General features: G+C 72.1%; 11 protein-coding genes. 3 read left to right on the top strand and 8 right to left on the bottom strand.

Translation table 11 applies throughout. From position 1 onward, the window contains the following. Positions 1 to 112 precede the first annotated feature (112 nt). The 8 genes from ASD48_RS06835 to ASD48_RS06800 form a co-directional block, all read right to left on the bottom strand. Positions 113 to 1,390 carry a hypothetical protein gene (locus tag ASD48_RS06835; protein WP_057601046.1) on the bottom strand — a complete coding sequence of 426 codons (1,278 nt, stop codon included), beginning with the start codon at positions 1,388 to 1,390 and terminating at the stop codon, positions 113 to 115. Between the two features lie 8 nt (positions 1,391 to 1,398). Continuing rightward, complete coding sequence (locus ASD48_RS06830; RefSeq protein ID WP_057600469.1) at positions 1,399 to 3,621, bottom strand: bifunctional glycosyltransferase/CDP-glycerol:glycerophosphate glycerophosphotransferase; 2,223 nt, start codon at positions 3,619 to 3,621, stop codon at positions 1,399 to 1,401. Positions 3,622 to 3,629: 8 nt separating this feature from the next. After that, positions 3,630 to 5,834, bottom strand: coding sequence for a bifunctional glycosyltransferase/CDP-glycerol:glycerophosphate glycerophosphotransferase (locus ASD48_RS06825; protein WP_057600468.1), 2,205 nt, complete (start codon positions 5,832 to 5,834; stop codon positions 3,630 to 3,632). Between the two features lie 316 nt (positions 5,835 to 6,150). Continuing rightward, positions 6,151 to 8,427, bottom strand: coding sequence for a bifunctional glycosyltransferase family 2 protein/CDP-glycerol:glycerophosphate glycerophosphotransferase (locus ASD48_RS06820; RefSeq protein WP_057600467.1), 2,277 nt, complete (start codon positions 8,425 to 8,427; stop codon positions 6,151 to 6,153). 223 nt (positions 8,428 to 8,650) lie between these two features. Next, a complete protein-coding gene (locus ASD48_RS06815; RefSeq protein WP_057600466.1) occupies positions 8,651 to 9,478 on the bottom strand; it encodes a carbohydrate ABC transporter permease in 828 nt (275 codons plus the stop codon). 83 nt (positions 9,479 to 9,561) lie between these two features. Continuing rightward, positions 9,562 to 10,905, bottom strand: coding sequence for a sugar ABC transporter permease (locus tag ASD48_RS06810; RefSeq protein WP_079073632.1), 1,344 nt, complete (start codon positions 10,903 to 10,905; stop codon positions 9,562 to 9,564). A 7-nt stretch (positions 10,906 to 10,912) separates the two neighbouring features. Continuing rightward, positions 10,913 to 12,295 carry an ABC transporter substrate-binding protein gene (locus ASD48_RS06805; protein ID WP_057600464.1) on the bottom strand — a complete coding sequence of 461 codons (1,383 nt, stop codon included), beginning with the start codon at positions 12,293 to 12,295 and terminating at the stop codon, positions 10,913 to 10,915. Between the two features lie 313 nt (positions 12,296 to 12,608). Next, the gene (locus ASD48_RS06800; protein WP_057601045.1) at positions 12,609 to 16,313 is read right to left on the bottom strand and encodes an FHA domain-containing protein; all 3,705 of its coding nucleotides are present in this window, start codon (positions 16,311 to 16,313) and stop codon (positions 12,609 to 12,611) included. 336 nt (positions 16,314 to 16,649) lie between these two features. Here ASD48_RS06800 and ASD48_RS06795 point away from each other — a divergent pair, with 336 nt between their 5' ends. The 3 genes from ASD48_RS06795 (at position 16,650) to ASD48_RS06785 (ending at position 23,894) form a co-directional block, all read left to right on the top strand. Continuing rightward, a complete protein-coding gene (locus tag ASD48_RS06795) occupies positions 16,650 to 18,356 on the top strand; it encodes a serine/threonine-protein kinase (RefSeq protein ID WP_057600463.1) in 1,707 nt (568 codons plus the stop codon). Between the two features lie 143 nt (positions 18,357 to 18,499). Beyond that, complete coding sequence (locus ASD48_RS06790) at positions 18,500 to 19,756, top strand: serine/threonine-protein kinase (RefSeq protein ID WP_057600462.1); 1,257 nt, start codon at positions 18,500 to 18,502, stop codon at positions 19,754 to 19,756. Positions 19,757 to 20,276: 520 nt separating this feature from the next. Then, on the top strand, positions 20,277 to 23,894 hold the full coding sequence (locus ASD48_RS06785) for a LamG domain-containing protein (protein ID WP_057600461.1): 3,618 nt from the start codon (positions 20,277 to 20,279) through the stop codon (positions 23,892 to 23,894). Positions 23,895 to 23,992: the final 98 nt, after the last annotated feature.

Below are 23,992 nucleotides of genomic sequence, written 5' to 3'. Positions count from 1 at the left end.
GTCGAACAGGGAGCCGGGAAGGGAACGCGACAGCGCACCGTACCGGGGTCCGGGCTGGGCAAAGAGGGGCATTGGCCGTATCTTCCCGCCCGGTCAACGGCTTTGCCGAAAGTCACCTCAAGGAGTGAGCCCGATCGGAGCCTTCCTGGGCCGGCAGGGCCACCCGCCCCCGCAGCACGGGCTCGAGCAGCAGCGGCACCCCCAGCACCGGCAGCAACCACGCCAGCACGATCAACCGGTCGCCCCAGATGCCGATGTCCGGGTGTCCGGCCTGGGTGAGAACCCCGGTGCAGGCGGCGCCGAGCACGAAGACGCCGAACGCCCGCCGCCGCCCCCGCGTCACACCCCACGCCCCGGCCGCCAGAGCGGCCACGAACAGCGGCTCCCACAGCTGCCGGCGCAGCCACTCCACCCAGAAGTTCCCCTGCAGACGCAGGAACTCCGGCCACACCCGCGCGCGGTCCGGACGGTCGAAGTGGTGGGTGAGCAGATCCTGCAGGCTCTCCGCCTCGGACGGATAGTGCAGCAGCCTCGCCAGTACCAGCGTCCCCAGCACCCCGAAACCACCCGCGACGGCCACCACGACCACCCCCCGCCCGGCCGGTCGGCCGCGCCGCCGGCGCCGTACGGCGATCAGCGTGCCCGCGCCCGCCAGACACAGCCCGAGGAACAGCGCCTGCGAGTGCTTGACGGTGAACAGGGCCGCCAGCGAACCGCCGACCAGCCACGCCCCCGCCCGCACCTCGTCGTCCAGTGCCCGCGCACACCCCCACACCGCCGCCAGGGTCAGCGCCAGCATCAGGCCCTCGGTCATCGGGCGCATGGCGGTCGTCCCGCACGGCAGCACGTAGTACAGGGCCTGCCCGGTCAGACAGACGAAGGCCGGCGCGCGCCGGGTGCGCAGGATGAGGAACACCAGCACCCCGCCCGCCGCCGTCACCGCGACACCCGCCAGCCACACACCCCAGGTCACGCCGAACAAGGTGAGGAACGGCAGCAGGAACACCGGGTAGCCGGGCCGCGCCTCGAAGATCCGCATGAAGCGCTCCGGCATGAACGGCACGGTGTGCCCGCCGGTCTGTCCCGCCCGCAGCCGCGCGTCGACGACACGCCACTCCCGGTCGTGGCACTCGGCGGCGACCCGGCGGCCGGGGTCGGGATCGTCGAAGCGGAGCACGTCCACGCTCTGCCGGCGGGCCGCGACCGAGGCCTCGCCCGCGCAGACGTAGGCGATGGTCGCGGCCGCAGCCTCGCGCTTGTCCGCACCGCGCAGACTCAGTGCGTACGACAGGTAGTTCTTGGTGTCCGGGGTGTCCCGGCCGGTCACGTTCGCGAGCTGGAGCAGCGCGAACACGGCGGCCAGGACCAGCACCCAGGTGCGCGGGCGCAGCGGAGGTGTCACGTCGAGGCGAGCAGATCGCGGGCGCCTGCCGGTGCGGGAACCTTCGGGACGGCGGGGAGCCGCTCGGGGAGCTCCTCGCCCAGCAGCAGCCGCCGGACGACCCGCTCGGCGGCCCGTCCGTCGTCGTAGGCGCAGAACCGCTCCCGGAAGCCCGCCCGCAGCCGCGCCGACTCCTCGTCGCGCCAGCTGCCCGAGGCCAGCAGCCAGGCCAGCTCCCGGTAGGTGCGCGAGACATGGCCGGGCGCGTCGGCGGTGATGTCGAAGTAGGCGCCCCGGCTCGCCGTGTACGCGGCCCAGTCGTCTGCGTGGACGACGATCGGCCGGTCCAGGTTGGCGTAGTCGAACATCAGGGCCGAGTAGTCCGTGACCAGGACGTCGGAGGCGAGCATGACGTCCTCGACGCTCGGCTCGTCCGTCGCGTCCACCAGCACTCCGCGCCGGTGCAGGTCGGCCAGGCCCGCCCCGCGCGCCGGACCGGTCGCCAGCGACGGGTGCAGCCGTACGACGAGGGTGTGGTCTTCGCCCAGGTCGGCGGCGAGCCGGGCCGGGTCGAGCCGGTCGACGTGCCCGCCCCGCACGTACTCGCGGCGGGTCGGCGCGTACAGCACGACCGTGTGACCGGCCGGGATCCCCAGCCGCGCGCGGACCGCGAGACCCGCCTGCGCACCGGCGTTCACCAGCACGTCGTTGCGCGGGCTCCCGGTCCGCACCGAGGTGAAGTGGCACGGGTACGCCCGCTCCCACACCAGCTCGGAGTGCTGGTTGGCGACCAGGCTGTAGTCCCAGCGGTCGGCGCGGCGCAGCATCTGCGGCACGTCCACGCCGTGCCGGGCGCCGGGCCGCTGGAGCAGGTCGGCCGCCATGTACTTCAGCGGGGTGCCCTGGTGGGTGTGGATGTGCACGCTGCCGGGCCGTTTGACCAGGGTGCCGGGCCAGTTGACGTTGTTGACGAAGAAGCCGGCCCGCGCGCTGACCCGGCGGTAGGCGGGGGAGTCGAGCAGCACGTGCTCCACACCCGCCGGGAGCCGCCCGGCCGTCTCCTCGTCGCGCACCACCCACACCCCGCGCAGCTGCGGTGCGATCTCCCGCGCCTTCTCGTAGACGGCTCCGGGATCGCCCAGCACGCCCCGGTGCGAGAACGCGGAGTACAGGACGAGGCGCGGGTCGGGCGAGCGGTGCCCGCGCAGGGCGGTCGGACCCCGGCGCAGCCGCCCGGCGGCCGCCCGGCCCGCCTGCCCGCCGCGCCGGGCGACCTCCCGGCCCGTCTGCCCGGCCCTCCGCTTGATCCGGTAGGCCGCGTATCCGCCCTCCAGGACCCGGAGTTCGGCGGGCACCGGTTCACCGGCCGGCTTGTGACGGGCGAACAGCTCGGCCGTGCGGCGGAAGAACTCGCCCTTGTCCGCCGGCGGCAGCCGGTCCGGCTTGGCGAGGATGTCGAGACAGTGCTCGCCCATCTTGCGGTGCAGATACGGCCGCCAACTCGCCAGTCCCGGGCGGGAGTCGACGTAGGCGAAGACCCGCTCGTACTGGTCGTGGATGTCGAAGTGCTTACGACTGGTGGTGGACAGGATGTTGCCCTGCCGCCGCTGGCGGTAGTTCAGGCAGATCCGGTCCAGCGTGGCGATCCGCTCCGCGCTGAGCATGACCGGGAACGTCCAGGGGGTGTCCTCGTAGTAGCCGGGCGGGAAGGAGAAGTCGTTCCGCTCGACGAACTCCCGCCGGTAGACCTTGTTCCACACGACCATCAACAGGTCGAGGATCTCCGGGCGTTCGACGGCCGTGAAGGTGCCGTCGCCCGCCTCCGCGAGGATGTGGGCGAGGGCGTTCCTGCGGGTGCCGCCCCACCAGTAGGTGCGCGCGTAGTCGAAGACCAGCACGTCCGGGTCGCCGGCCTCGTCGAGCCGGTCGGCCATCGCGCGCAGCGCGCCCGGCGTGAGGGTGTCGTCGCTGTCGAGGAAGAACAGGTAGTCGCCGCCCGCGAGCGGCAGACCGGCGTTGCGGGCGCGGCCGAGGCCGGCGTTCTCCGGCAGGTGCAGGACCCGGACACGGTCGTCGCGGGCGCCGTACTCGTCGAGGATCGCGCCGCAGCCGTCGGGCGAGCGGTCGTCGACGGCGATCACCTCGATGTCCCGGTACGACTGCTCCAGGACCGAGTCGAGACACTCGCGCAGGAAGCCCTGCACCTTGAAACAGGGGACGATGATGCTGAAGCGGGGCACTGCGGAGGTCAGCTCCTTACGAGGGTGGAGGCGGCGGGGGCCGGGACGCGCTCGGCGAGCGGCCGCACGGGCTCGATCGCCTCCGGAGGCTCGCCGAGCAGCACCCGGCGCACCACGCGTTCGGCGGCCCGGCCGTCGTCGAACTGGCAGAAACGGGACCGGAACGCGGCCCGGCGGGCGGTGGACCCGGAGTCCGCGTACGAGCCGTCGCGGAACACCCGGGCCAGCTCCTCGGGGGTGTGCGCGACCGGTCCCGGCGGGGCTTCCATCAGGTCGAAGTAGACGCCCCGGGTCTCCCGGTAGACGTCCCAGTCGTCGGCGTAGACGACGATCGGACGGTCCAGGTTGGCGTAGTCGAACATGATCGACGAGTAGTCGGTGACCAGTGCGTCGGCGGCCAGGCAGACCTCCTCGGAGGAGCGGTGGCCGGTGACGTCGATGACCCGGCCGGTGCCGCGCCGGCCGCCCCCGTCGTAGAAGTAGTGCGCCCGCAACAGCACGACCACGTCCTCGCCCGCCGCCTGGCAGAAGGCCTCCAGGTCCAGGCCCGGATCGAAACCGGTGTGGTAGTCGCGGTGGGTGGGCGCGTACAGGACGGCCGTGCTGCCCTCCGGCACCCCCAGCTCCCGCCGGACCCGGGCCACGTCGGCCGCGGTCGCCGTGTAGAAGACGTCGTTGCGCGGATAGCCGTACTCCAGCTGCTCGTAGGAGCCGGGGAAGGCGCGCTCCCACATCTGGGTGGAGTGGGTGTTGGAGGAGAGGTTGTAGTCCCAGCGGTCCACGCGGCCCAGCAGCTTGGTGAAGGAGCCGGTCGTGGCGGCGACGACCGGGTACGTCGACTGGTCGACGCCCATCTTCTTGAGCGGGGTGCCGTGCTGGGTCTGCACATGCACGCTGCCCTCGCGCTTGACCACGCCCTCCGCGAAGTTGGCGTTGTTGACGAGGTACTTGGCGCGGGCCAGGACCTCCCAGTAGCGGCGGCTGCCGATGACCGCGTGGTCCACGCCGTCCGGCATCGCGTGCGTCTGGTCGGCCTCGACGAGGAACACCGAGCGGATGTGCGGGGCGAGTTCGGCGGCCTTCGCGTGGATGGCGGCCGGGCTGCACGCATAGCCGCGCCCCCAGTAGGCGCAGTACACCGCCAGGTTCGGGTCGATACGACGGCGCAGCCGGCGCCGGTAGAACAGGCGGGTGCGCAGGCCCTGGGGACGCGGGAGGCGCTCGACGGCGCCCGCGGCCTTCCGGTTGGCGCCGCGCAGCGCGCGGAACGCCGTGTAGGCCCCGGCCGCCAGCAGCCGGTGCTGCACCCCCAGGCTGCCGCCCGGCCCGCGGAATCCGGCCGGGCGGTGGCGCCGGTACAGCCGGCCCGCGCGGCGGAAGAAGGCCCGGCGGCGGCGCCCGGTCAGCCGGTCCGGATGTGCGGCCGTCTTCAGGACGGCCGCGAAGAGCTGCTCGAAGAGGGCACCCGACCGGTCCTCGGACAGACCGAGTTCGGCCGCCCGGGTCAGTACCGCCTCGGTCCGGTCCAGGAGCTCGGGATGGTGTGCGCCGGGCAGGTTCAGCCGGTTGCCCTGCCGCCGCAGCAGATGGCGTACGACGACCGAGCGCAGCACCGCGATCCGCTGGGCGTGCACGGTGACCAGGCCGCCGAAGCCGACGTCCGTGAAGTGCCCGTCGGGGAAGGCGAGCCGGTGCTCGTTGACGAAGGCGCGCCGGTAGACGGTGCCCCAGGCGGGCAGTCGCACGCCGGTGACGTGCGGGGCCTCGGCGGGGGAGAAGGCGTCCTTCGGCGCCCCCGCCAGCAGCGGGGCGGCCGGGTTGGTGGGCTCGCCGTCCCACCAGGGGGTGCGCTCGTGCTCGGCGTACAGGACGTCGACGTCACCGGTCTCGGTCAGCCGGGCGTCCAGCGTGGCCAGGGCGCCCGGGGCGAGGACGTCGTCGCCGTCGAGGAACAGCAGATACGCGCCGGTCGCCGCCCGCGTCCCGGTGTTGCGCGCCCCGCTCAGCCCGGCGGACGGTGGCGAGTGCACCGGGGCCACCCGGGAGTCCCGCCGGGCGTACCCGGCGGCGAGGGCCGCGGCCGGGGTGCCGGGCGCGTCGCTGACCGGGATCAGCTCGAAGTCGCCGAAGGACTGGGCCAGGACGGAGTCCAGCGCCAGGGACAACCGGCCCGCGACCCCATGGGACGGGACGATGATGCTGAAGCGGGGCATGCTGCTCTTTCTCTGTCGTTGCGGCGGACGGTCCGCGGTGGCCTCCGCGGCGGACGGTCCGCCGCGTCCGGTCTCGGCGGTCGGACCGTGCCGGTCGGCCTGCGGCGGTTCGGTCTGCGGTGGTCGGTCCGTGGCGGTCGGTCCGTGGCGGTCGGTCTGCGGCGGTCGTGGCGGTCGGTCTGCGGCGTTCGGACCGGGGCAGTCGGTCCCGGCGGTGTTCTTCAGGCGGTACGGCCGGGCGGCAGCCGGACGGTCGGGTCGGGGTGGGCCGTGACGAGCCGGAGGGCATGGCAACTCCCCTGGGGGGGACGGAGGTTCAGCGACGGTCGGTGACGGGGAGGACCGGGCCGGCGGGCGGTGGCACATGGGCGAGCGCCGGGCGCCCCGCGGGCATCGTCGCCGAGGCGGCGGCCGAAGGCACCGGACGGCGCTGGGCGAGCGGCACGACCGGGGGCAGCAGCGTCTCGCCCCGGACCACCCGCCGTACGACGCGCTCGGCGGCGCGGCCGTCGCCGTACGGGCAGAACCGCTCGCGGAACGCGGTCCGCAGCTGGGCGGAACGGGAGCCGCGCCAGTGACCGGTCGCGAAGATGTCGATCAGTTCGTCCTCGCTGCGCGCGACCGCGCCCGGCGGGCAGGCGCGCAGGTCGAAGTAGGTGCCGCGGGCCGCCTCGTAGGCCTCCCAGTCGTCGGCGTGGATCACGATCGGGCGGTCCAGGTCGGCGTAGTCGAACATGAGGGACGAGTAGTCGGTGACCAGGGCGTCCGAGGCCAGGCAGAGGGATTCCACGCTCGGGTGGTCGGTGACGTCGATGACGCCGGGCACCGGCCGGCCGGCCGGTGCCTCCTGCCAGTAGTGGGCGCGGGCCAGGATCACGAAGCGGGGCCCCAGCCGGCGCAGGACCCGCTCCAGATCGAGGTGGGAGCGCTGGACACGGCGGTAGTCGCGATGGGTGGGCGCGTAGAGGACGGCGACCGTGTCGCGGGGGATGCCGAGGGACTCACGCAGCCGGGTCACGTCCGCCGGGGTCGCCCGCTGGAAGACGTCGTTGCGCGGGTAGCCGTACTCGAGGGTCTCGTAGCGCCCGGGGTAGACCCGCTCCCAGGTGAGGGTGGTGTGGCGGTTGGCCGACAGGACGTAGTCCCACTTGTCGACGCCCCTCAGCAGCTCGGCGAAGTCCATGTCGCGGGCGGCCGCCGGACGCTCCTGGAGGTCGAGGCCCATGTGCTTGAGCGGTGTGCCGTGCTGGGTCTGCACGAAGACCTGGCCGGGACGCTTGACGAGCCGCCGGTCGAAGTTGACGTTGTTCACGAGGTACTTGGAGCGGGCCAGCGCCGTCCAGTAGGCGGCCGTCCCGGGGCGCACCCGGCGGGGGCCCGGCGGCACGGCCGACTCGTGTTCGGGGCGGGCGATCCACGCCGTGCGCACCTGCGGCGCGAAGGTACGGAACGCGGCCTCCAGCGCCCCCGGGTTGCAGCTGTGCCCGCGGCCCCAGTACGCGGCGAAGACCGCCCGGTCGGCGCGCAGCGGCAGCTTCAACTGCACGCGGTAGTGCGCCTGCAGGACGGCCGCCCGCAGCGCGCGGGCGAGTTTCGAGACGGCCTTGTGGCTGCGCCGGCGCACGGTCATCGACGCCTGGAGCACCCGGTAGGTGCGGTGCACGCCGAAGTGGACCAGCGTGTGCCGCAGCCGGGAGCGCAGCGGGACCGGGACGCCCGGGGTGCGGTAACGGCGGTAGTGGGCGCGGGCCCTGCGCAGGAACTCGGCGCGCGAACCGCGCGGGAGCCGGTCGCGCTTGGTGAAGACCGTCGAGAGGTGGTCGACCATGCGGCGGAACAACACCGGTCGCCAGTGGGCGAGTTCGGGCCGCTGCTCGACGAACGCGAAGACCCGGTCGTACTGCTCGAAGACGTCGAAGTGGCCCCGGCTGGTGGTGGACAGGATGTTGCCCCGGCGGCGCTGGCGGTAGTGCACGCAGACCCGGTCGAGCGTCGCGAGCGACTCGGCGGCCATCAGCGCCGGGTACGTCCACGGGGTGTCCTCGTAGTAGCCGGGCGGGAAGGTCAGGCCCACGCTCTCGACGAACTCCCGCCGGTAGGCCTTGTTCCAGGCCACCATCAGCACCCTGAGCAGTCCCGGGCGGTCCTCGAGCCGGAAGGGCGCGGGGCCCTCCTCGCAGAGCTGGGCCGCGAACTGGTTGCGTACGGTCCTGCCCGACCAGTACGTGCTCGCGTAGTCGTAGACCAGGACGTCCGGTTCGTCCGTCTCCCGTACCCGGTCGGCGATCGCGCGCAGCGCGTCGGGGGTGAGTGTGTCGTCGGAGTCCAGGAACAGCAGGTAGTCGCCGGTCGCCCGCTCCAGCCCGGCGTTGCGGGCCTGCCCCAGGCCGACGTTCTCCGGCAGGTGCACGGCGCGCACGCGCTCGTCGCGGGCCGCGAACTCGTCGATGATCTCGCCGCAGGCGTCCGGCGAACGGTCGTCGACGACGATCAGTTCGAGATCGGCGAACGACTGGGACAGCACCGATTCGAGGCACTCGTGCAGGTACGCCTGAACCTTGTACGCGGGGACGATGACACTGAACCTGGGCAAGGCACATCCATGGGTCGGCGCGGACGGAAGACAGGGCCTTGCCCGGGAACGGCCGATGGAGTGAATTGGTTACGGTTCGTACGGCATACGGGGGAATTGCGGGTGAACGGAAAGGGGCGGGCCGATGACCCGGCCCGCCCCTGCTCCACCGGCCACTCGACCGGCCACTGCACCGGCCGATTCACCGGCCACTCCACCGGTGGCTCGGCGACCGCCCGACCTGCTACTTGACGGCGCCCGCCATCACGCCGGACACGAACTGCCGCTGGAACGCGAAGAACACGGCCAGCGGGATCACCATCGAGATGAACGCGCCGGGCGCGAGCACGTCGATGTTGTTGCCGAACTGCCGTACCTGCGTCTGGAGGGCGACCGTGATCGGCTGGCTGTCGGCGTTGGTGAACACCAGCGCGACCAGCATGTCGTTCCACACCCACAGGAACTGGAAGATGCCCAACGACGCGATCGCGGGGCCGCCCAGCGGCATCACGACACGGGTGAACAGCCGCAGTTCACCGGCCCCGTCGAGACGGGCCGCCTCCAGCAGTTCGCGCGGGATCTCCGCGAAGAAGTTCCGCAGCAGGAACACCGCGAAGGGCAGTCCGAACCCGACATGGAACAGGATCACGCCCAGGACGTTCCCGAACAGGCCGATCTTGCCGAACAGTTCGGCGATCGGGATGAGCGCCACCTGTACGGGCACGACCAGCAGCCCCACGACGCCCAGGAACCACCAGTCCCGGCCCGGGAACTCCATCCACGCGAACGCGTAGCCCGCGAGCGCGCCGATGACGACGACCAGGACCGTCGCCGGCACCGTGATCAGCACGGTGTTGACCAGGGAGCTGGTGATGTCGCCGTTCTCCAGCAGCTTCTGGTAGCTGTCGAAGGTGAGTTGGGAGGGTTCGCCGAACACCTTCCACCAGCCGTCGGCGCTCATGTCCTCGGGGGAGCGGAGCGAGGAGATGAGCAGTCCGATGGTCGGCACCAGCCAGAACAGGCCGACGACGATCAGGAAGGCGCGCACCAGACCGCCGTTGAGCTTCTCCATGACCCACGCGAGCCGCTTCTGCGTCCCTGTAGTTCCCGTCGTTCCCGTCGTCCCCGTCGTCCCTGTCGTCCCCGTCCTCGCCGTCACCGCCGCACCTCCCGCCTGAGCCGACGCACGTTGAACCACATCACCGGGATCACCAGCAGCAGCAGGAACACCGCGATGGCGCTGGCGATGCCGGGCTGGTCCTCGGAGAAGCCCTTGCGGTACAGCTCCAGGGCGAGCACGTTGGCGTCGTCCTGCGAGGAACCGGGAGCGATGATGAACACCAGGTCGAAGACCTTCAGCACGTTGATCATCAGGGTGACGGCGACGACCGCGAGCACCGGCGCCAGCAGCGGGACGGTGACTCTGCGGAACACCTGCCACTCGTTGGCGCCGTCCACCCGGGCCGCTTCGAGCAGCTCGCGCGGGATCCCCGCCAGGCCGGCCGCGATCAGCACCATCGCGAAGCCCGCCCACATCCAGATGTACGAGCCGATGATGGCCGGCGTGACCAGCGACGGGCCGAGCCAGTCCAGACCGTTGTACGCCTCCTTGAAGTTGCTCGCGGGCAGCCGGAGCTGTGCGCCGTCGGCCTTGCCGGGAAGCGTGAAGGTGCCGTCGTCGGCCGCCTTCGTCGAGGCCACCACCTTGCCGTCCTTCACCGCCTCGATCGTCATTCCGGCGTAGCCCAGTTCGGACGGGTCGGGCACGCCGAGGGTGCCGACGCCCTTGCCGCGGGTGAAGTCCTGCCAGGCGGTTCCGGTGATCTTCCCCTGTGCGGGCCGCGCCGCCACGGCCTTCTCGGCGCTGCCGGGCATCTGGTCGGGGGCGACGCCGACCAGCGGGAGGGCGACGGGAACGCCGGTGCGGACCGGCGTCCCGGTGATGAAGCCGCCGTCCTGCGGTCGCAGCGGCGAGTCGCGGCCCGGGTGGGCCTTGGGGAACGCCGACGACTCGGCGAACGTGTCGTGGACGCCCACCCACACCGCGTTGGCGACGCCCTTGTCCGGGTCCTGGTCGTAGACCAGCCGGAAGATGATGCCGGCGGCGAGCATCGAGATCGCCATCGGCATGAAGACGACGAGCTTGAACGCGGTGCCCCAGCGCACCCGTTCGGTCAGCACCGCGAAGATCAGACCGAGGGCGGTCGCGACGGTCGGCGCGAACACCACCCAGATCACGTTGTTCTTCAGCGCGGTACGGATGCCCTCGTCCGTGAAGAGGGCCTTGTAGTTGTCGACGCCGGCGAAGCCGTCGCCGGACTGGTCGTAGAAACTGCGCACGACCGAGTACCCGATCGGGTAGACCACGAGTGCGCCGAGCAGCACCAGGGCGGGCAGCAGGAACAGCGCGGCCACGGTCCTTCGGGTGCCGGTCACACTCTTGCGCGAGCGGGGAGGAGCGGGGGCCCCGGGAGCCCCCGCCGCCGCGGGCGTCGTCATCTCCGCGTCAGTTCCCGTACGCCGCTGTCGCGTCCGACTCCAGTTTCGCCTGGGTGCCGGCCACGTCCGTCGGGTTCTTCAGGAAGTCCTGGAGGTCCTTCCACTCACCCTTGCCGGGGGTGCCGCCGAACGCCTGCGGGGCCTGGTCGGACATGTCGAAGCGGAAGTCGTCGCCTGCCGCGATCAGCGCCTTGGCGATCGTCTGCTGGACCTCGTTCGGATACACGGAGACATCGACGTTCTTGTTCGGCGAGAGATAGCCGCCGAGCTTCGCCTGGATCTCCGCCGCGTCCGGCGAGGCCAGGAAGGTCGCCAGCGCCTGCGCGCCCTTGGAGTCCTTCAGGATGACGGCCGCGTCACCGCCGGAGACCACCGGCGCTGTGCTGCCGACCTTCGGGAACGGGAACACCTTGGCGTCCGTGCCGACCTCGGACTTGGTGTCGGCGATGTTGACCTGGACGAAGTCGCCCTCGTAGACCATGGCCGCCTTCGGCTGCTCGCCGCCGGTGAAGGTCTGGGTCACCGAGGCGGGGAACTCGGTCTGGAGCGCGCCGCTCGCACCGCCCGCCACCCAGTCCTTCTTGCCCCAGACCTGGGCCAGGGTGGTCAGGGCCTCCTTCACGGAGGGGTCCGTCCACTTGATCTTGTGCTGGGCGAGCTGGTCGTACTTCTCCGGGCCGGCCTGGGAGAGGTAGACGTTCTCGAACCAGTCGGTGAGGGTCCAGCCGTCGGCGCCGCCGATCGAGAACGGGGTGACGCCGGAGTCGTACACCGTCTGCGCGGTGGTCAGCAGGTCCTTCCAGGTCGCGGGGTCGGTGGCGCCCGCGTTCTCGAAGACCTTGGCGTTGTACCAGATCAGCGACTTGTTGGCGGCCTTGTAGTAGACGCCGTACTGCTTGTCGCCGACCTTGCCGATGTCCTGCCAGCCCTGCGAGTAGTTCTTCGCGAGCTCCGCCTGGGCCTCGGCGCCCAGCGGCTTGGCCCAGCCCTTGTCGGCGGCCTGTTTGATGGCGCCGGGCTGCGGCAGCATCGCGACGTCCGGCGGTGAGCCGCCCGCGATCTTCGAGCCGAGGAAGTTGATGATCGGGTCCTGCGCGGGCACGAAGGTGATCTTCGCGCCGGTGCGTTTCTCGAACTCGGCGAGGACCTTCTTGAAGTTCGCCTGTTCGGTGCCGGTCCATACGGCGGCCACTTCGAGAGTGGTGCCGTCGAGCTTGGGGAGGGTGAGGGTGTCGCCGGATTCCTTGCCGCCGGCGCTGCTCTCGCCTCCGCCGCTGTTGTCGTCGTCGCTGCCGCACGCCGTGAGCGAGAGCGCGAGCGCTCCCGCCAGGAGCGTGGCGGCCGCCTTCACGGTCCTGCGTGTCCGGATGGTGTTGCTCGTGCTGCGCATCACTGCCCCGTTCTTCGTCCTCGTCGACTCGTGAACGTTCGAGCGCTGTCCCGTGAGCACTGGTCTACGCCGGGTGCCTGGGCTCGGCAAGGGCGCCTGTGCTGTCAAGCGGGGGATCGTGACCGCGTCGTGATCGCAAGGCACGCGAATCCCGGTGCGGGGGCGTTGCGCGTGGCCCGACGCGTATGCCGACCGGGGGCCACCGCCCCGGTCACCCGTTCCGGTCACCCGTTCCGGTCACCTGCACCGGTCATTCGCTTCGGTCACCTGCTCCGGACCCGCCCGGGTCGGTTTCGGCGCGCAGGGCCTCGCCTCACGCGCCCCCGGCGGGTGCGCCTCCGGACGGGCTGAGTTGCCGCGCGGCCCGCTCCAGGGCGCTGGCCAGCAGGGCCAGATCCGTCGGGCCGTTGCCCAGTTCCCGTACCGGGCGACGGGCCGGTGGGTCGCCCATGCGCTGCCACTCCAGGGGGACCACCGTGGGGCGCAGCGTCGCCGTACGGGGGATGCGGCCCGTGACGCGGCCGCCCTGGAAGGGGGTGAGGCGGCCGTCCGCGCCCTTGAGCCGGCCGCGGCCGGGCGCCGGTTCGTCCGTGCCGGAACCCGGCGGGTCCAGAGTGATCCGAACGGTGGACAGCCGGGCCGGTTCCGACTCCGCCGTACGGCCCCCGGGGCCTGCCGCGGCCACCAGGTGTACGCCGAGCCGCTCGCCCTCGCGGGCCACCGCCTCCAGCGCGCGCATGACCGAGCCGGCGGCCGGGCGGCCCGGCGAGCCGAGGGCGGGGGAGACCAGAGCGTCCAGGTCGTCGACGACCACCACCAGGCGGGGCAGCGGGGGCGTCGCCGCCTCGGCCCGCTGGCGGGCGGCCGCTCCCGGGCGCAGCCGCAGCGTGGTGCTGGGCGGGGCCTCGATGTCGGCGGCGCCGCCGGCGGAGCCGCCGCCGAGCCCGGCTCCCTGGGACGGGGCGTTCGGGGTGCGTTGCGGGACGATACGGCCGGACACCGCGCGCTGGGTGTGCCACTCCACGAAGCCGGAGCGGCCCAGCAGTTCGGACCGCCGCTTCAGCTCGGCGCTCAGCGACTGCGCGAACTCCCGCATACGGACGGGGTCGTTGGCGGTGAGATGGGTGGTGACATGCGGTACGTCCGTGCAGATCCGCAGGCCGTCGCCGTGACCGCCGCCGCCCTTGCCGACGGTGTCGCGGCCGTCCAGCAGGATGATGCCCAGCCGGTCCGGCCGCTCGGCGGCGGCCAGCGAGGCCACGACCGCCCGCAGCAGCTCCGTACGCCCGCTGCCGGTCGGGCCCTCGATCAGCAGGTGCGGTCCCTCGGCGACCAGGTCCACGCCGACCGGTCCGCGCGGTCCCGCGCCGAGCACGGCCCAGGCCCGTCCGCCGAGCGCCTCGGAGTCGTCGGCCGCGTCCGCCCAGCGGGCCATCAGGGAGGCGGGCGTGGCCCGGGCGAGGCCCAGCTTGTCCAGGAGCCGGGCCGACTGGGGCAGCGGAGCCGACACCCGCGTGTGCCGCTCGCCGCCGCCCGCGCCCGTGCCGTCCGGGCGCAGCGGGGCGAGAGCCCGCGCGAAGCGTTCGGCCCAGGCGAGGGAGACCGCGTCCACCGCGCCGACCGTGCCGGGTCCCACCGGGCCGGGCCGCTCCGTCTCCGCCCCGGCCGGTGCGACCCGCAGCAGCCGCAGCGCCGTCGCCACGTCGCCGCTGAGCAGCGCGACGGCTCCGCACGCGCGGAAGGTGGGCGCGGTGGCACAGGCCGCTTCGTAGGTGTCGGTCACCGGAGAGGACGGGGAGGCGGCGGGTGTCTCGGCGAGACAGACGACGTGTATCCCGGCGCGCGGTCCGGCCACCGCCAGCCGGGCCACCGCCTCGCGCAGGTCCGCGCCGCCGGGATCGCCGTCCACGACGACCACGGTGTACGGGCCGGCGAAGCCGCCGTCTTCGGTCTCGTCCGGCACGGCCCAGGAGGGGCGGCGGCCTGCGCCGCGGGGCGCGGGCACCTGGACGACCGGTCCCGTACCGCGCGAACCGCTCGGGCCGCCCGCGCTGTCGGCCAGGTGGTCCTCCAGACGGCGCAGCAGCTCGTCGGCGCGGGCCGTGGCCTGGTCGCGGTCGTAGGCGAGCAGGAGACGGCAGTCCTGTCCGTGCCCGGGGCGCAGCTGCGGCAGCCAGCCCAGCCAGGACCACTCGGCGACGCGCTCCTCCTCGGAACGCGCGCGGTCCGTGCTGATCAGGACGATTTCCAGGGTGTCGGGTGAGTGCAGCGCGGCGAGCTGGGCCAGCACCGCGCGCGCCAGCCCGGACAGCCGCGGGCGCGGCCCGGCCAGACCGAGCGCGCCGACCTCGCGCAGCCCCGTCGTCACCGGTACGGCGGGCAGCAGGCCCGAGCCGTCGGGCGCGGGCCGGTCGGCGGTGCCGAGCCGCACGGTGAGCGCCTCGGGGTGCCCAGGGCCGCGTTCCCACAGCCGGGGGCCGGGGCCCAGCGCCGTCAGCAGCAGCGCGGCCGGGTCCGGCCAGGTCTCGGGTGCGGGGGACGCGGCGGCCGACGGGTACGACTGCGCCGCGGCCTCTTCCTCTTCCTCGTAGGTCCCGGGGGCGGCCGTGTCCTGCGTGTCGCCGCGACCGCCGGCCAGCCGGCGCGCCCACGCGGAGAGACCTCCGCGTTTGCGTACGCCCGGGGGCACGTCGGTGCCGCGCAGCGGGGTGCCCTTACGGCGGGAGGCCGCGCGCGGATCGGCTCCGGGGACGTCGTCGTAGGGGGACGCGTCCGGGGAAACGGACGAAGGGTGGGACGAATTGCCGGACGAAGGGCCGGACGGGGCGGCGGGGCCGGGAGCGGCGACGGGGCGGTACGGGGCGCCCGCGTCCTCCGGCGCGCCGTGCGGTCCGCGGACGTCGTCGTACGCCCCCGTGAACGAGCCGAGGCCCGAGCGGCCGGCGTGGGTGGCCGAGGAACCTTCGCCCGCTCCGGACACACCACCGGAGGCGGCCGCGCCGGGCGGGTTCCGGCGCACGGGGTCCCCCGCGCGCGCGGCGCCGCCGCTCCGGCTCTCGATGCGTGGTGCCGTGCCCTGGCCCGGCACCACGGGAGGCCCCGCGTGGGTTTCCCCGGCGCCGCGCGTCCGCCCGGCCCGGTCCTCCGGCGAGCCGTTCCAGTCCACCGTGCCGTAGGCGTGACCGGTCGGGCCGGAGGGGTCGCCCTCCCGGCCGCCCGCGCCGCCGCCCGCCGCACGCGCGTGCGCCGTGCCCGCTGCCGGGCCGGGGCTGCCGTCGGACGGGCCGTCGTCCGCCGTCGGGTCCGTGCCCGCGCAGGGCACCCGGACATGGCCCTCGCCGTCCGGAGTGGTCGCCGCCCGTGGACCCGGCCCGCCGGGCGGGGCCAGGCGCAGAGCCGACTCGCCGACCCGCAGCAGGGCGCCGGGGGAGAGGCGGACGGGACGGTCCTGTACCCGGGCGCCGTCCAGGGTGGTGCCGTTTGTGGAGCCGAGGTCGGCGACCGTGACACGGCCCTCGGGGGAGAGCGTCACCGTGCAGTGCAGGCGCGAGACGTCCGGGTCGTCGAGGGGCACGTCGGCGTCGGCGGAGCGGCCCACGCGGACCTGGCCGCCGTGCAGCAGATGGACGCCGCCCGCGTCGGGCCCGGCCACCACGTGCAGACGGGCCGGGGCCTCGTCGACCTCGGGATGCGGTTCGGGGTCGGCCGGGGCGCCCAGGGACAGCACGGCGCCGTCGATCAGCGGCGGCTCGCCGAGCGTGCACCGCTGGGTGTCGAGCCGCTCCACGCCCGCGTAGAGCACGACCGCCGCCGCGGAGGAGGCCGACGCGGCGCCCTCCCCGGAGACCGCCGCGGCCAGCGCGGACGCCACCGCGGCCAGGGCCGTGCCGGCGGGTGCTGTGACCAGCACGTCGCAGCCGGCGGTGCGGGCCCGCGCCTGAGCTCCCCCCGCGCGAGCGGAGCCCGCCGCGGGGAAGGGCGGGCCCGTCGGGTCTACGACGGTCAGCCGGATCTGCATCGCCGTCAGCGATCCCTTCTGCACGGGCGCGGACTTCCCCCCACCCCACACGAGCACAGCGGCCAGTACTGAAGGCATCCTCGCACCTGTCACTGACAACGCGCCCCACACCCGGGGACAAGTGATCTTGATTGGTCGGCTCTGCCCGCAAAAGTGCCTGACAAGTGCGTCACCGACGATCAGTTGAGATCGGTCACGTCCCTCCCCGGCAACCGGAACGACCGGGCCGAGCGTCTTTCCTTCGGACCACGACGACAGCCCGGTGACCGCACTGCGGCACTACAGTGGGTCGGAACACGGACAGGACAGGCAAGCAAGCAGCAGGGAGCGCGTGACGTGCGGCCAGTCGGCAGCAAGTACCTGCTCGAGGAGCCGCTCGGACGCGGCGCCACGGGCACCGTCTGGCGAGCGCGCCAGCGCGAGACCGCGGGCGCCGAGGCGGCCGTGGCCGGCCAGCCCGGGGAGACCGTCGCGATCAAGGTCCTCAAGGAGGAGCTCGCGAACGACCCGGATGTCGTGATGCGCTTCCTGCGCGAGCGTTCGGTGCTGCTGCGCCTGACCCACCCGAACATCGTCCGCGTCCGCGACCTGGTCGTCGAGGGTGATCTGCTGGCGCTGGTCATGGACCTCGTCGACGGCCCCGACCTGCACCGCTACCTGCGCGAGAACGGCCCCTTCACGCCCGTCGCCGCCGCCCTGCTCACCGCCCAGGTCGCCGACGCGCTCGCCGCCAGCCACGCCGACGGCGTCGTACACCGCGACCTGAAGCCGGCCAACGTCCTGCTGATGCAGAACGGCGGGCAGATGCACCCGCTGCTCACCGACTTCGGCATCGCGCGCCTCGCCGACTCCCCGGGCCTGACCCGGACCAGCGAGTTCGTGGGCACGCCCGCGTATGTCGCGCCGGAGTCCGCCGAGGGCCGTCCGCAGACCTCGGCCGTGGACATCTACGGCGCCGGCATCCTGCTGTACGAGCTGGTCACCGGGCGTCCGCCGTTCTCCGGCGGCTCCGCCCTCGAGGTCCTGCACCAGCACCTGAACGCCGAGCCGCGCCGCCCGTCCACGGTCCCCGACCCGCTCTGGACGGTCATCGAGCGCTGCCTGCGCAAGAACCCCGACGACCGGCCGAGCGCCGAGAGCCTCGCGCGCGGGCTGCGCATCGTCGCCGAGGGGATCGGGGTGCACGCCAACTCGATGCAGATCGCCGCCGCCGACGGCGTCGGCCACCTCCTCGCGCCCGACCCGGCGCCCGCGACCGTGCCGGGCGGCGCCTACGACCCGAACGCCGCGACCAGCGTCCTGCCGCACACCGGCGGTCCCGCCGGCGCCGCCGACCCCACCGCCGTGCTGCCGCACACCGGCGGCGCCCCGGGCGCCGCCGATCCGACGGCCGTCCTGCCGCCGGTGCCGCCGCACCAGCAGGGCCAGCAGGGCCAGGAGCCGCATCCCTGGCAGTCCCAGATGCGGGCCGCCCGCGACCGCAACGAACCGACGCAGGTCCAGCAGTACCTCGACCCCGGCGAGGACCCGCTGCGCCGCCGCCCCCAGCGCCAGGTCTCCCGTCAGCAGCAGCCGCAGCAGCCGTATCCGCAGCAGAACCAGCAGCAACAGCGGCCGCAGCAGCAACAGCGCCCTCAGCAGCGCCAGCAGCAGCCGCCCGGCTACGGCTACCCGGGGCAGGCACAGCAGCAGTACGCGCCGCAGCACCAGCAGCCGCAGCACCAGCCCCAGCGGTACGCGCCGGCGCCCCAGCAGCAGCCGAGGCAGCGGCCGGAGCCGGAACCCCGCCAGCCGCGGCAGCGCAGTGCCAACCCGATGAAGATCCCCGGGCTGGGCTGCCTGAAGGGCTGCCTGTTCACGATCGTCATCCTGTTCGTGGCCGGATGGCTGATCTGGGAGCTGAGCCCGCTCCAGGGCTGGATCGGCACCGGCAAGAACTACTGGCAGCTGATCAGCGGCTGGTTCAACGACGTCACCGGCTGGATCGGCGACCTGGCCGACTCGGGCGGCGGCACCGGCGGCACCGGCGGCACGGGCAACTGAGGCACCGGCGACCGGTACGGGCTCCGTCCTGACCGTGAGCTTGTGTACTTGTCGACATCCGGCGGGTGATTTCCGTCTCCGCGGTGAAGGTTGGCTCCTCGGACGCGTACTTTGATGGGCAACACGCGTCTGTAGGAGCAGCCTTGGCACGGAAGATCGGCAGCCGGTACACCGCCCACCAGATCCTGGGACGGGGCAGCGCCGGCACGGTGTGGCTGGGTGACGGACCGGACGGGCCCGTCGCCGTCAAGCTGCTGCGCGAGGACCTCGCCTCCGACGAGGAGCTCGTGGGTCGCTTCGTGCAGGAGCGCACGGCCCTGCTGGGCCTGGAGCACCCGCACGTGGTGTCCGTACGGGACCTGGTGGTCGACGGCAACGACCTGGCCCTGGTCATGGACCTGGTCCGCGGCACGGACCTGCGCACCCGGCTCGAACGGGACCGTCGGCTCGCGCCCGAGGCCGCCGTGGCGATCGTCGCGGACATCGCGGAGGGGCTGGCCGCGGCGCACGCGGCCGGGATCGTGCACCGGGACGTGAAGCCCGAGAACATCCTGCTCGACATGCAGGGCCCGCTCGGCCCCGGCGGCTCGCACCGCGCGCTGCTGACCGACTTCGGCGTCGCGAAACTGATCGACACCCCCAAAAGGACCCGCGCCACGAAGATCATCGGCACGCCGGACTATCTGGCGCCGGAGATCGTGGAGGGCCTGCCGCCACGCGCCTCGGTGGACATCTACGCCCTCGCGACCGTGCTGTACGAGCTTCTCGCGGGCTTCACGCCGTTCGGCGGCGGCCACCCCGGCGCGGTGCTGCGCCGGCACGTCACGGAGTCCGTCGCCCCGCTCCCCGGCATCACCGACGAGCTGTGGCAGCTTCTCGTGCAGTGCCTGGCGAAGGCGCCGGCGTCCCGGCTGCGGGCGTCCGAGCTGGCGGCGCGGCTGCGGGAGCAGCTGCCGACGCTGGCCGGGATGCCGCCGCTGGACGTCGACGAGCCGGACCCCGAGCAGGAGGAGGGGGAGGGCGACCCGGCCGAGACCGCGCCCGCCGCGTCCTCGCCCGCGGCGCCCTCCGGGCGGGTGCGGCGCGGCTCGGTCCCGCTGGTGCCCGGCGCGAAGCCGGACTCCAACCGGGACACCCACACGTCGATGCGGGTGCCCGCGCCGGACGAGCTGGCGGGCGGGGCGCACGGCACGGCACGGGTGCCGAGGGCGGCCGGCGCGCCGCGGCCCGGCTCGGCACGGAACCGTTCCGCCACCCGGCGGCGGCGGATCACCCTGGGTGTGGCGGCGGTGGCGCTGGCCGCCGCGGCGGGGATCGGCACCTGGGCGGCCACCTCCGGCGACGACGCGGGGGCGACTCCGCAGGACACGACGAGTACGTCCTCACCGGCAACGCCGTAGAAACACCGCCCGGAATACCTCCGTTCGCCGTTGTCTGAACGGCGGCTTGCCGGATGCCCTGCCGGTGAGCGGGCCGGGAGTCGGTCCGGCTGGGGGCGTAGCAGTTTCGGGCCATACCGCCTTGCGGGGAGCCGGTCCGGCATCCCGCCTCTCGGCCTGCGCTGGACGAGCACCGGACCGTGTCCGAAGTCGACATCGACACCCGGAGCCGCCAGCTCGGGAATCGATGTGTCCACCGTCAGGGAGGGCCTGAACGGGAGGCTCGCCCTGTTCTGGTGTTCGATTTTGAGACGTCTCCCCGCGCCACCCCTGCCGGATCTACCAGTGGCGCAGGAGATTCTCGGCATGGCAAAGAGCGCTGCGCATGGTGATGCCGCCTTGACGGGAGGTGACGGAGAGCCTTTGGATGTGGAGAACTTGAGGATCATGTGACTGTGGGGGGCGCATCTCAGTGCAGGGCAAACGGGGCACCAGACGGTCAGCAAGATGTCATGCGCATGCCCGATGGGGGAGATCCGGGGTGGCGACGGCTGCCTTCACCGCCCTTTTGGCGATTCTGGTCACGCCCGCTCCACAGGCGTCTGCTTCTCCCACGGAAGCCACCGCGCTGTCCGATGGACAGCAGGCGTCGGCGGAGGCAAAGGAGTCGGGTCGGCCGGTGGAGGTGATGGGGGAGCGTTCGGAGCGGACAACGGTCTATGCGAATCCCGATGGCCTCACCTTCACGTTGCAGGAGTCGGTGGTTCCGGTTCGTGTGTCGAAGCCGGGGGGTGGCTGGCAGGCACCGGATGCAACGCTGAGGAAACGCTCCGACGGTTTGGTGGGGCCCAAGGCCGCAGCTCTGGACATGGCCTTCTCGGGCGGAGGCGCGAAGGCGCCGCTGGCCCGGATCGAGGACGACGGTAGGTCGCTCGAACTGCGGTGGCCGGGAACGCTTCCGGCGCCGCAGCTGGACGGGGCCAGCGCTCTGTACGCGGAAGTACTGCCGGGCGTGGACCTGAAGGTGAACACGACTCCGGAGAGTTTTCAGCCGGTGTTCGTGGTCAATTCGGCCGAAGCAGCGGCGAACGAGGGGCTGGAAAAGCTCACGTTCGGGCTCAATGCCGTGGGCTTGGACGTGCGCGAAGGGGCGTCCGGCAATCTCGCGGCTGTGGACGACAGTGGCCGTACGGTGTTCAAGGCGCCGCCGGCCCAGATGTGGGACTCGGCGGGTTCGGCCTCCGGCACGCAGACGCAGTTGATGACGGTTGAACCGCCAGGCAGCGGCGAGGTGGGGTCGGCCGACCCCTCGGAAACGGCGCCTTCGGGTTCCGGATCGGAGCCTGGACAGGGCGACAACGTGGTCCGTATGGATGTCGCGGTCACCAAGGACTCGCTGTCGGTGGTTCCGGACGCGGAGATGCTCACCGAATCCAAGGCGTCGGCGTTCCCGCTGTTCATCGACCCGACCATCACGTGGGGTGAGTCGGAGCGCACGCTGCTGCGCAGCGACGGTTATGAGTCGTACGGCTGGGGCAACGGTGATGACAATCTTGGGAAGGGCGTCGGCAAGTGCGGTACCTGGAACGGCTATTACTGCGGTCCTGGGTATGTACAGCGACTCTACTTCGAATTCTCGCCAGCCAGCCTGAAGGGTAAAAGCATCCTGGACGCCACGTTTCGGGTGACGGAGCCGTGGGCGTTCCAGTGTGAGCCGCGTTGGGTGGATCTGGTTCGTACGAACAACATCTCTTCCTCCACCACGTGGTCGACGCGTCCGGCGGAACTGGACCTGATGGTGGACCGCAATGTCTCGGCCGGTCGTGGCTCGTTGTGCGATCCGGATTTGCCGGACGCGCCGATCGAGTTCAACGACAGCGCGGAGGAGACGAACGAGAATCTGACGCCGACGGTGAAGAACTTCGCGGCGGGCAAGTTCTCCATGCTGACGCTTGAAGTCCGGGCACATGACGAGACCGATGCCTCGGCGTGGAAGCGGTTCAGGAACGACGCTGTGATCGCGGTGAAGTATGTGGGTCTGCCGGCCACGCCCACTGAGGTCGGTGCGGTCACGGGCTCTTCCTACGTGTGCTCGAGCAGTTCGGCGTCTCCGAATGTGGTGTCCGATCCGACACCGCTGGTACAGGGCAAGCCACGAACTGCTGCGGGCGGTTCAGCCGGGGCAAATCTCCGAATCCGCTGGCGGACGGAGAAGTACGACGGCACAGTGTGGGCGCTCGCCCACACTGACATCGACGGTCCGACCTCCGGCTATGTGGGGAACCTGGTAAAGCAGTCGAGGAGCCTGCCGACGCTGCAGGAGGGCGTTCTGTACCGACTGAGAGCGCTGACCCTTTCCTACTACGAGGACGGTAGTAACCGCCTCAACTCCGGTTACAGCTCGCCCTGTTACTTCAAGGTCGATCCGACTGCGCCCAAGGCGCCGACGGTGACCTTCGGCTCCCCGTACACGGAGTGCACGACCAACGCCTGTGCGGGGCAGGGCGGACCGGGCGTGAAAGGCACGTTCACGTTCGCGCCTGCGTCGGGTGAGACGAACATCGCCGCCTACCAGTACAGGCTGTCCAGCACGGACGCTTGGTCGGCCGACCAAGCGGGCTTGACGGCATCGGTCGCTGTCACGCCGGAAAAGGCGGGCCTGACTACGTTGTACGTGCGAGCCAAGGACAACGTCGGAACCGGCCGCTTCGGCGCGGAGGTGGCGGTAGATTTCCTGGTGAGCGCTGGCGACGGGCCGGTCGGGCGGTGGAATTTCGGCGAGGCGAGCGGGGCGGCACTGGACTCGGCGACAGCCGACGGTGCGGACAACGCCACGCTGGGCGGTGGGGCAGCGCGGGACGACAGGGGACGCCGTGGGCTGATCACCCGTGACTCCCAGGGGCTCCCCCTGGAGACACCGATCACTGATACGGGATTGTCCCTGAACGGGTCCACTGCCTATGCGCAGACGAGTGCCCCGGTTCTCGAGACCCGCTCGGCCTACACCCTGTCCGCTTGGGTGCGGCTGGAACGCGACGACCGCAGCGCCGCAGTGCTCTCGACGAAGGACAGCGTCAGTAGCCCGTTCCTCCTAGAGTATGACGTCAGTAAAAAGACATGGTGCTTCGCTATTCGCCAGCCGGGCTCAACCGACCTGTACACCGGTCAGTTCGCGGTCTATCCGGCGCAGGTCGGTGTATGGACGCACCTGGCCGCTACCTACGATCCGGCGACGGGCAAGCTCCAGCTCTACGTGGACGGCCGCAGGCAGTACCAGGGCCAGAGTGTGGAGGGCTCTTACCCGTCGACCGGGCCACTGGACTTCGGTCGGCATCAGTTCAGCACAGGCCCCGGTTACTACTTCCAGGGTTCGGTCGACGAAGTCGCCGTCTGGCAGCGTGCATTGACGGCACAGGAGATCGCCGAAGAGTCCCAGCTGATGGTGTCCGGCGGGGAATTCGCCGGCGTCGAGTTGGTGGCGGACTGGAACGCGGAACGTGGCAGTGGCACGACCGTTCCCGACAGTACTTCCGGGTACGGCAAGAGTCTGGCACTGACAGGCGGAGCGTCGCTAAAGGACGGCGCCATCGTGTTCGACGGGGTCGACGGCGCGGCGACCACAGCAGGCCCCGTGGTGTACGAGCACGCATCGTTCACGGTGACGACCCTGGTGCAATTGGATGCCGCGAAGGTCCTGGCCAAGGATGTCGGCTACATCGGGCAGGTGCTGGGGCAGCGCACTGCGGACGGGTCTGCGTGGGGGTTCTTCTACCAACTGACCGGCAAGCAGACCGTATGGGACGAGGAAGCGCTGGAAGAGCGGACCGTCCCGGTCGGTAGGTGGCAGTTCGGGCGACTCAACGATGACGGCAGCTTCTCGGCCGTCGCCTCCGACGATGTCGCCGAATTGGACAGCCCGGTGCGGCTGACCGGCATCTACGACCCGCTGGACGGGACGATCAGCCTCTACCTCGGCCACAACCAGAACGGCAGCGCACAAGCCTTCACGGTCAAGCTCGGCAGCGGCGATTTCACGATCGGCAAGGGCTTCGTCGCCGGTGCCTGGAAGCACTACCTGCCCGGCCGGGTCTGGGAGGCACGGGTCTGGGCCGGCGCCATGGCGAGTAGCGCGCAGCTGGACGAGAGCGTCGGCGACTGACGGGCAGTGGGGGAGGGCAGCTCTCGACTGCCCTCCCCCCCCCGGAATCGACGGGCGTCGTGTGACGGCCTGAGAACGACTTGACGTACATCTCTCAC

Source organism: Streptomyces sp. Root1310 (assembly GCF_001426425.1).
Taxonomy (GTDB): domain Bacteria; phylum Actinomycetota; class Actinomycetes; order Streptomycetales; family Streptomycetaceae; genus Streptomyces.
Note: the sequence above shows the minus strand (reverse complement) of the source record. Positions and strands in the feature narration are given on the sequence as shown.

Bases quoted from the DNA above. Each gene is read 5' to 3' on its own strand.
- ASD48_RS06825 (WP_057600468.1), bottom strand. From the start codon at position 5,834: ATGCCCCGCTTCAGCATCATCGTCCCGTCCCATGGGGTCGCGGGCCGG.
- ASD48_RS06815 (WP_057600466.1), bottom strand. From the start codon at position 9,478: ATGGAGAAGCTCAACGGCGGTCTGGTGCGCGCCTTCCTGATCGTCGTC.
- ASD48_RS06810 (WP_079073632.1), bottom strand. From the start codon at position 10,905: ATGACGACGCCCGCGGCGGCGGGGGCTCCCGGGGCCCCCGCTCCTCCC.
- ASD48_RS06805 (WP_057600464.1), bottom strand. From the start codon at position 12,295: ATGCGCAGCACGAGCAACACCATCCGGACACGCAGGACCGTGAAGGCG.
- ASD48_RS06800 (WP_057601045.1), bottom strand. From the start codon at position 16,313: ATGCAGATCCGGCTGACCGTCGTAGACCCGACGGGCCCGCCCTTCCCC.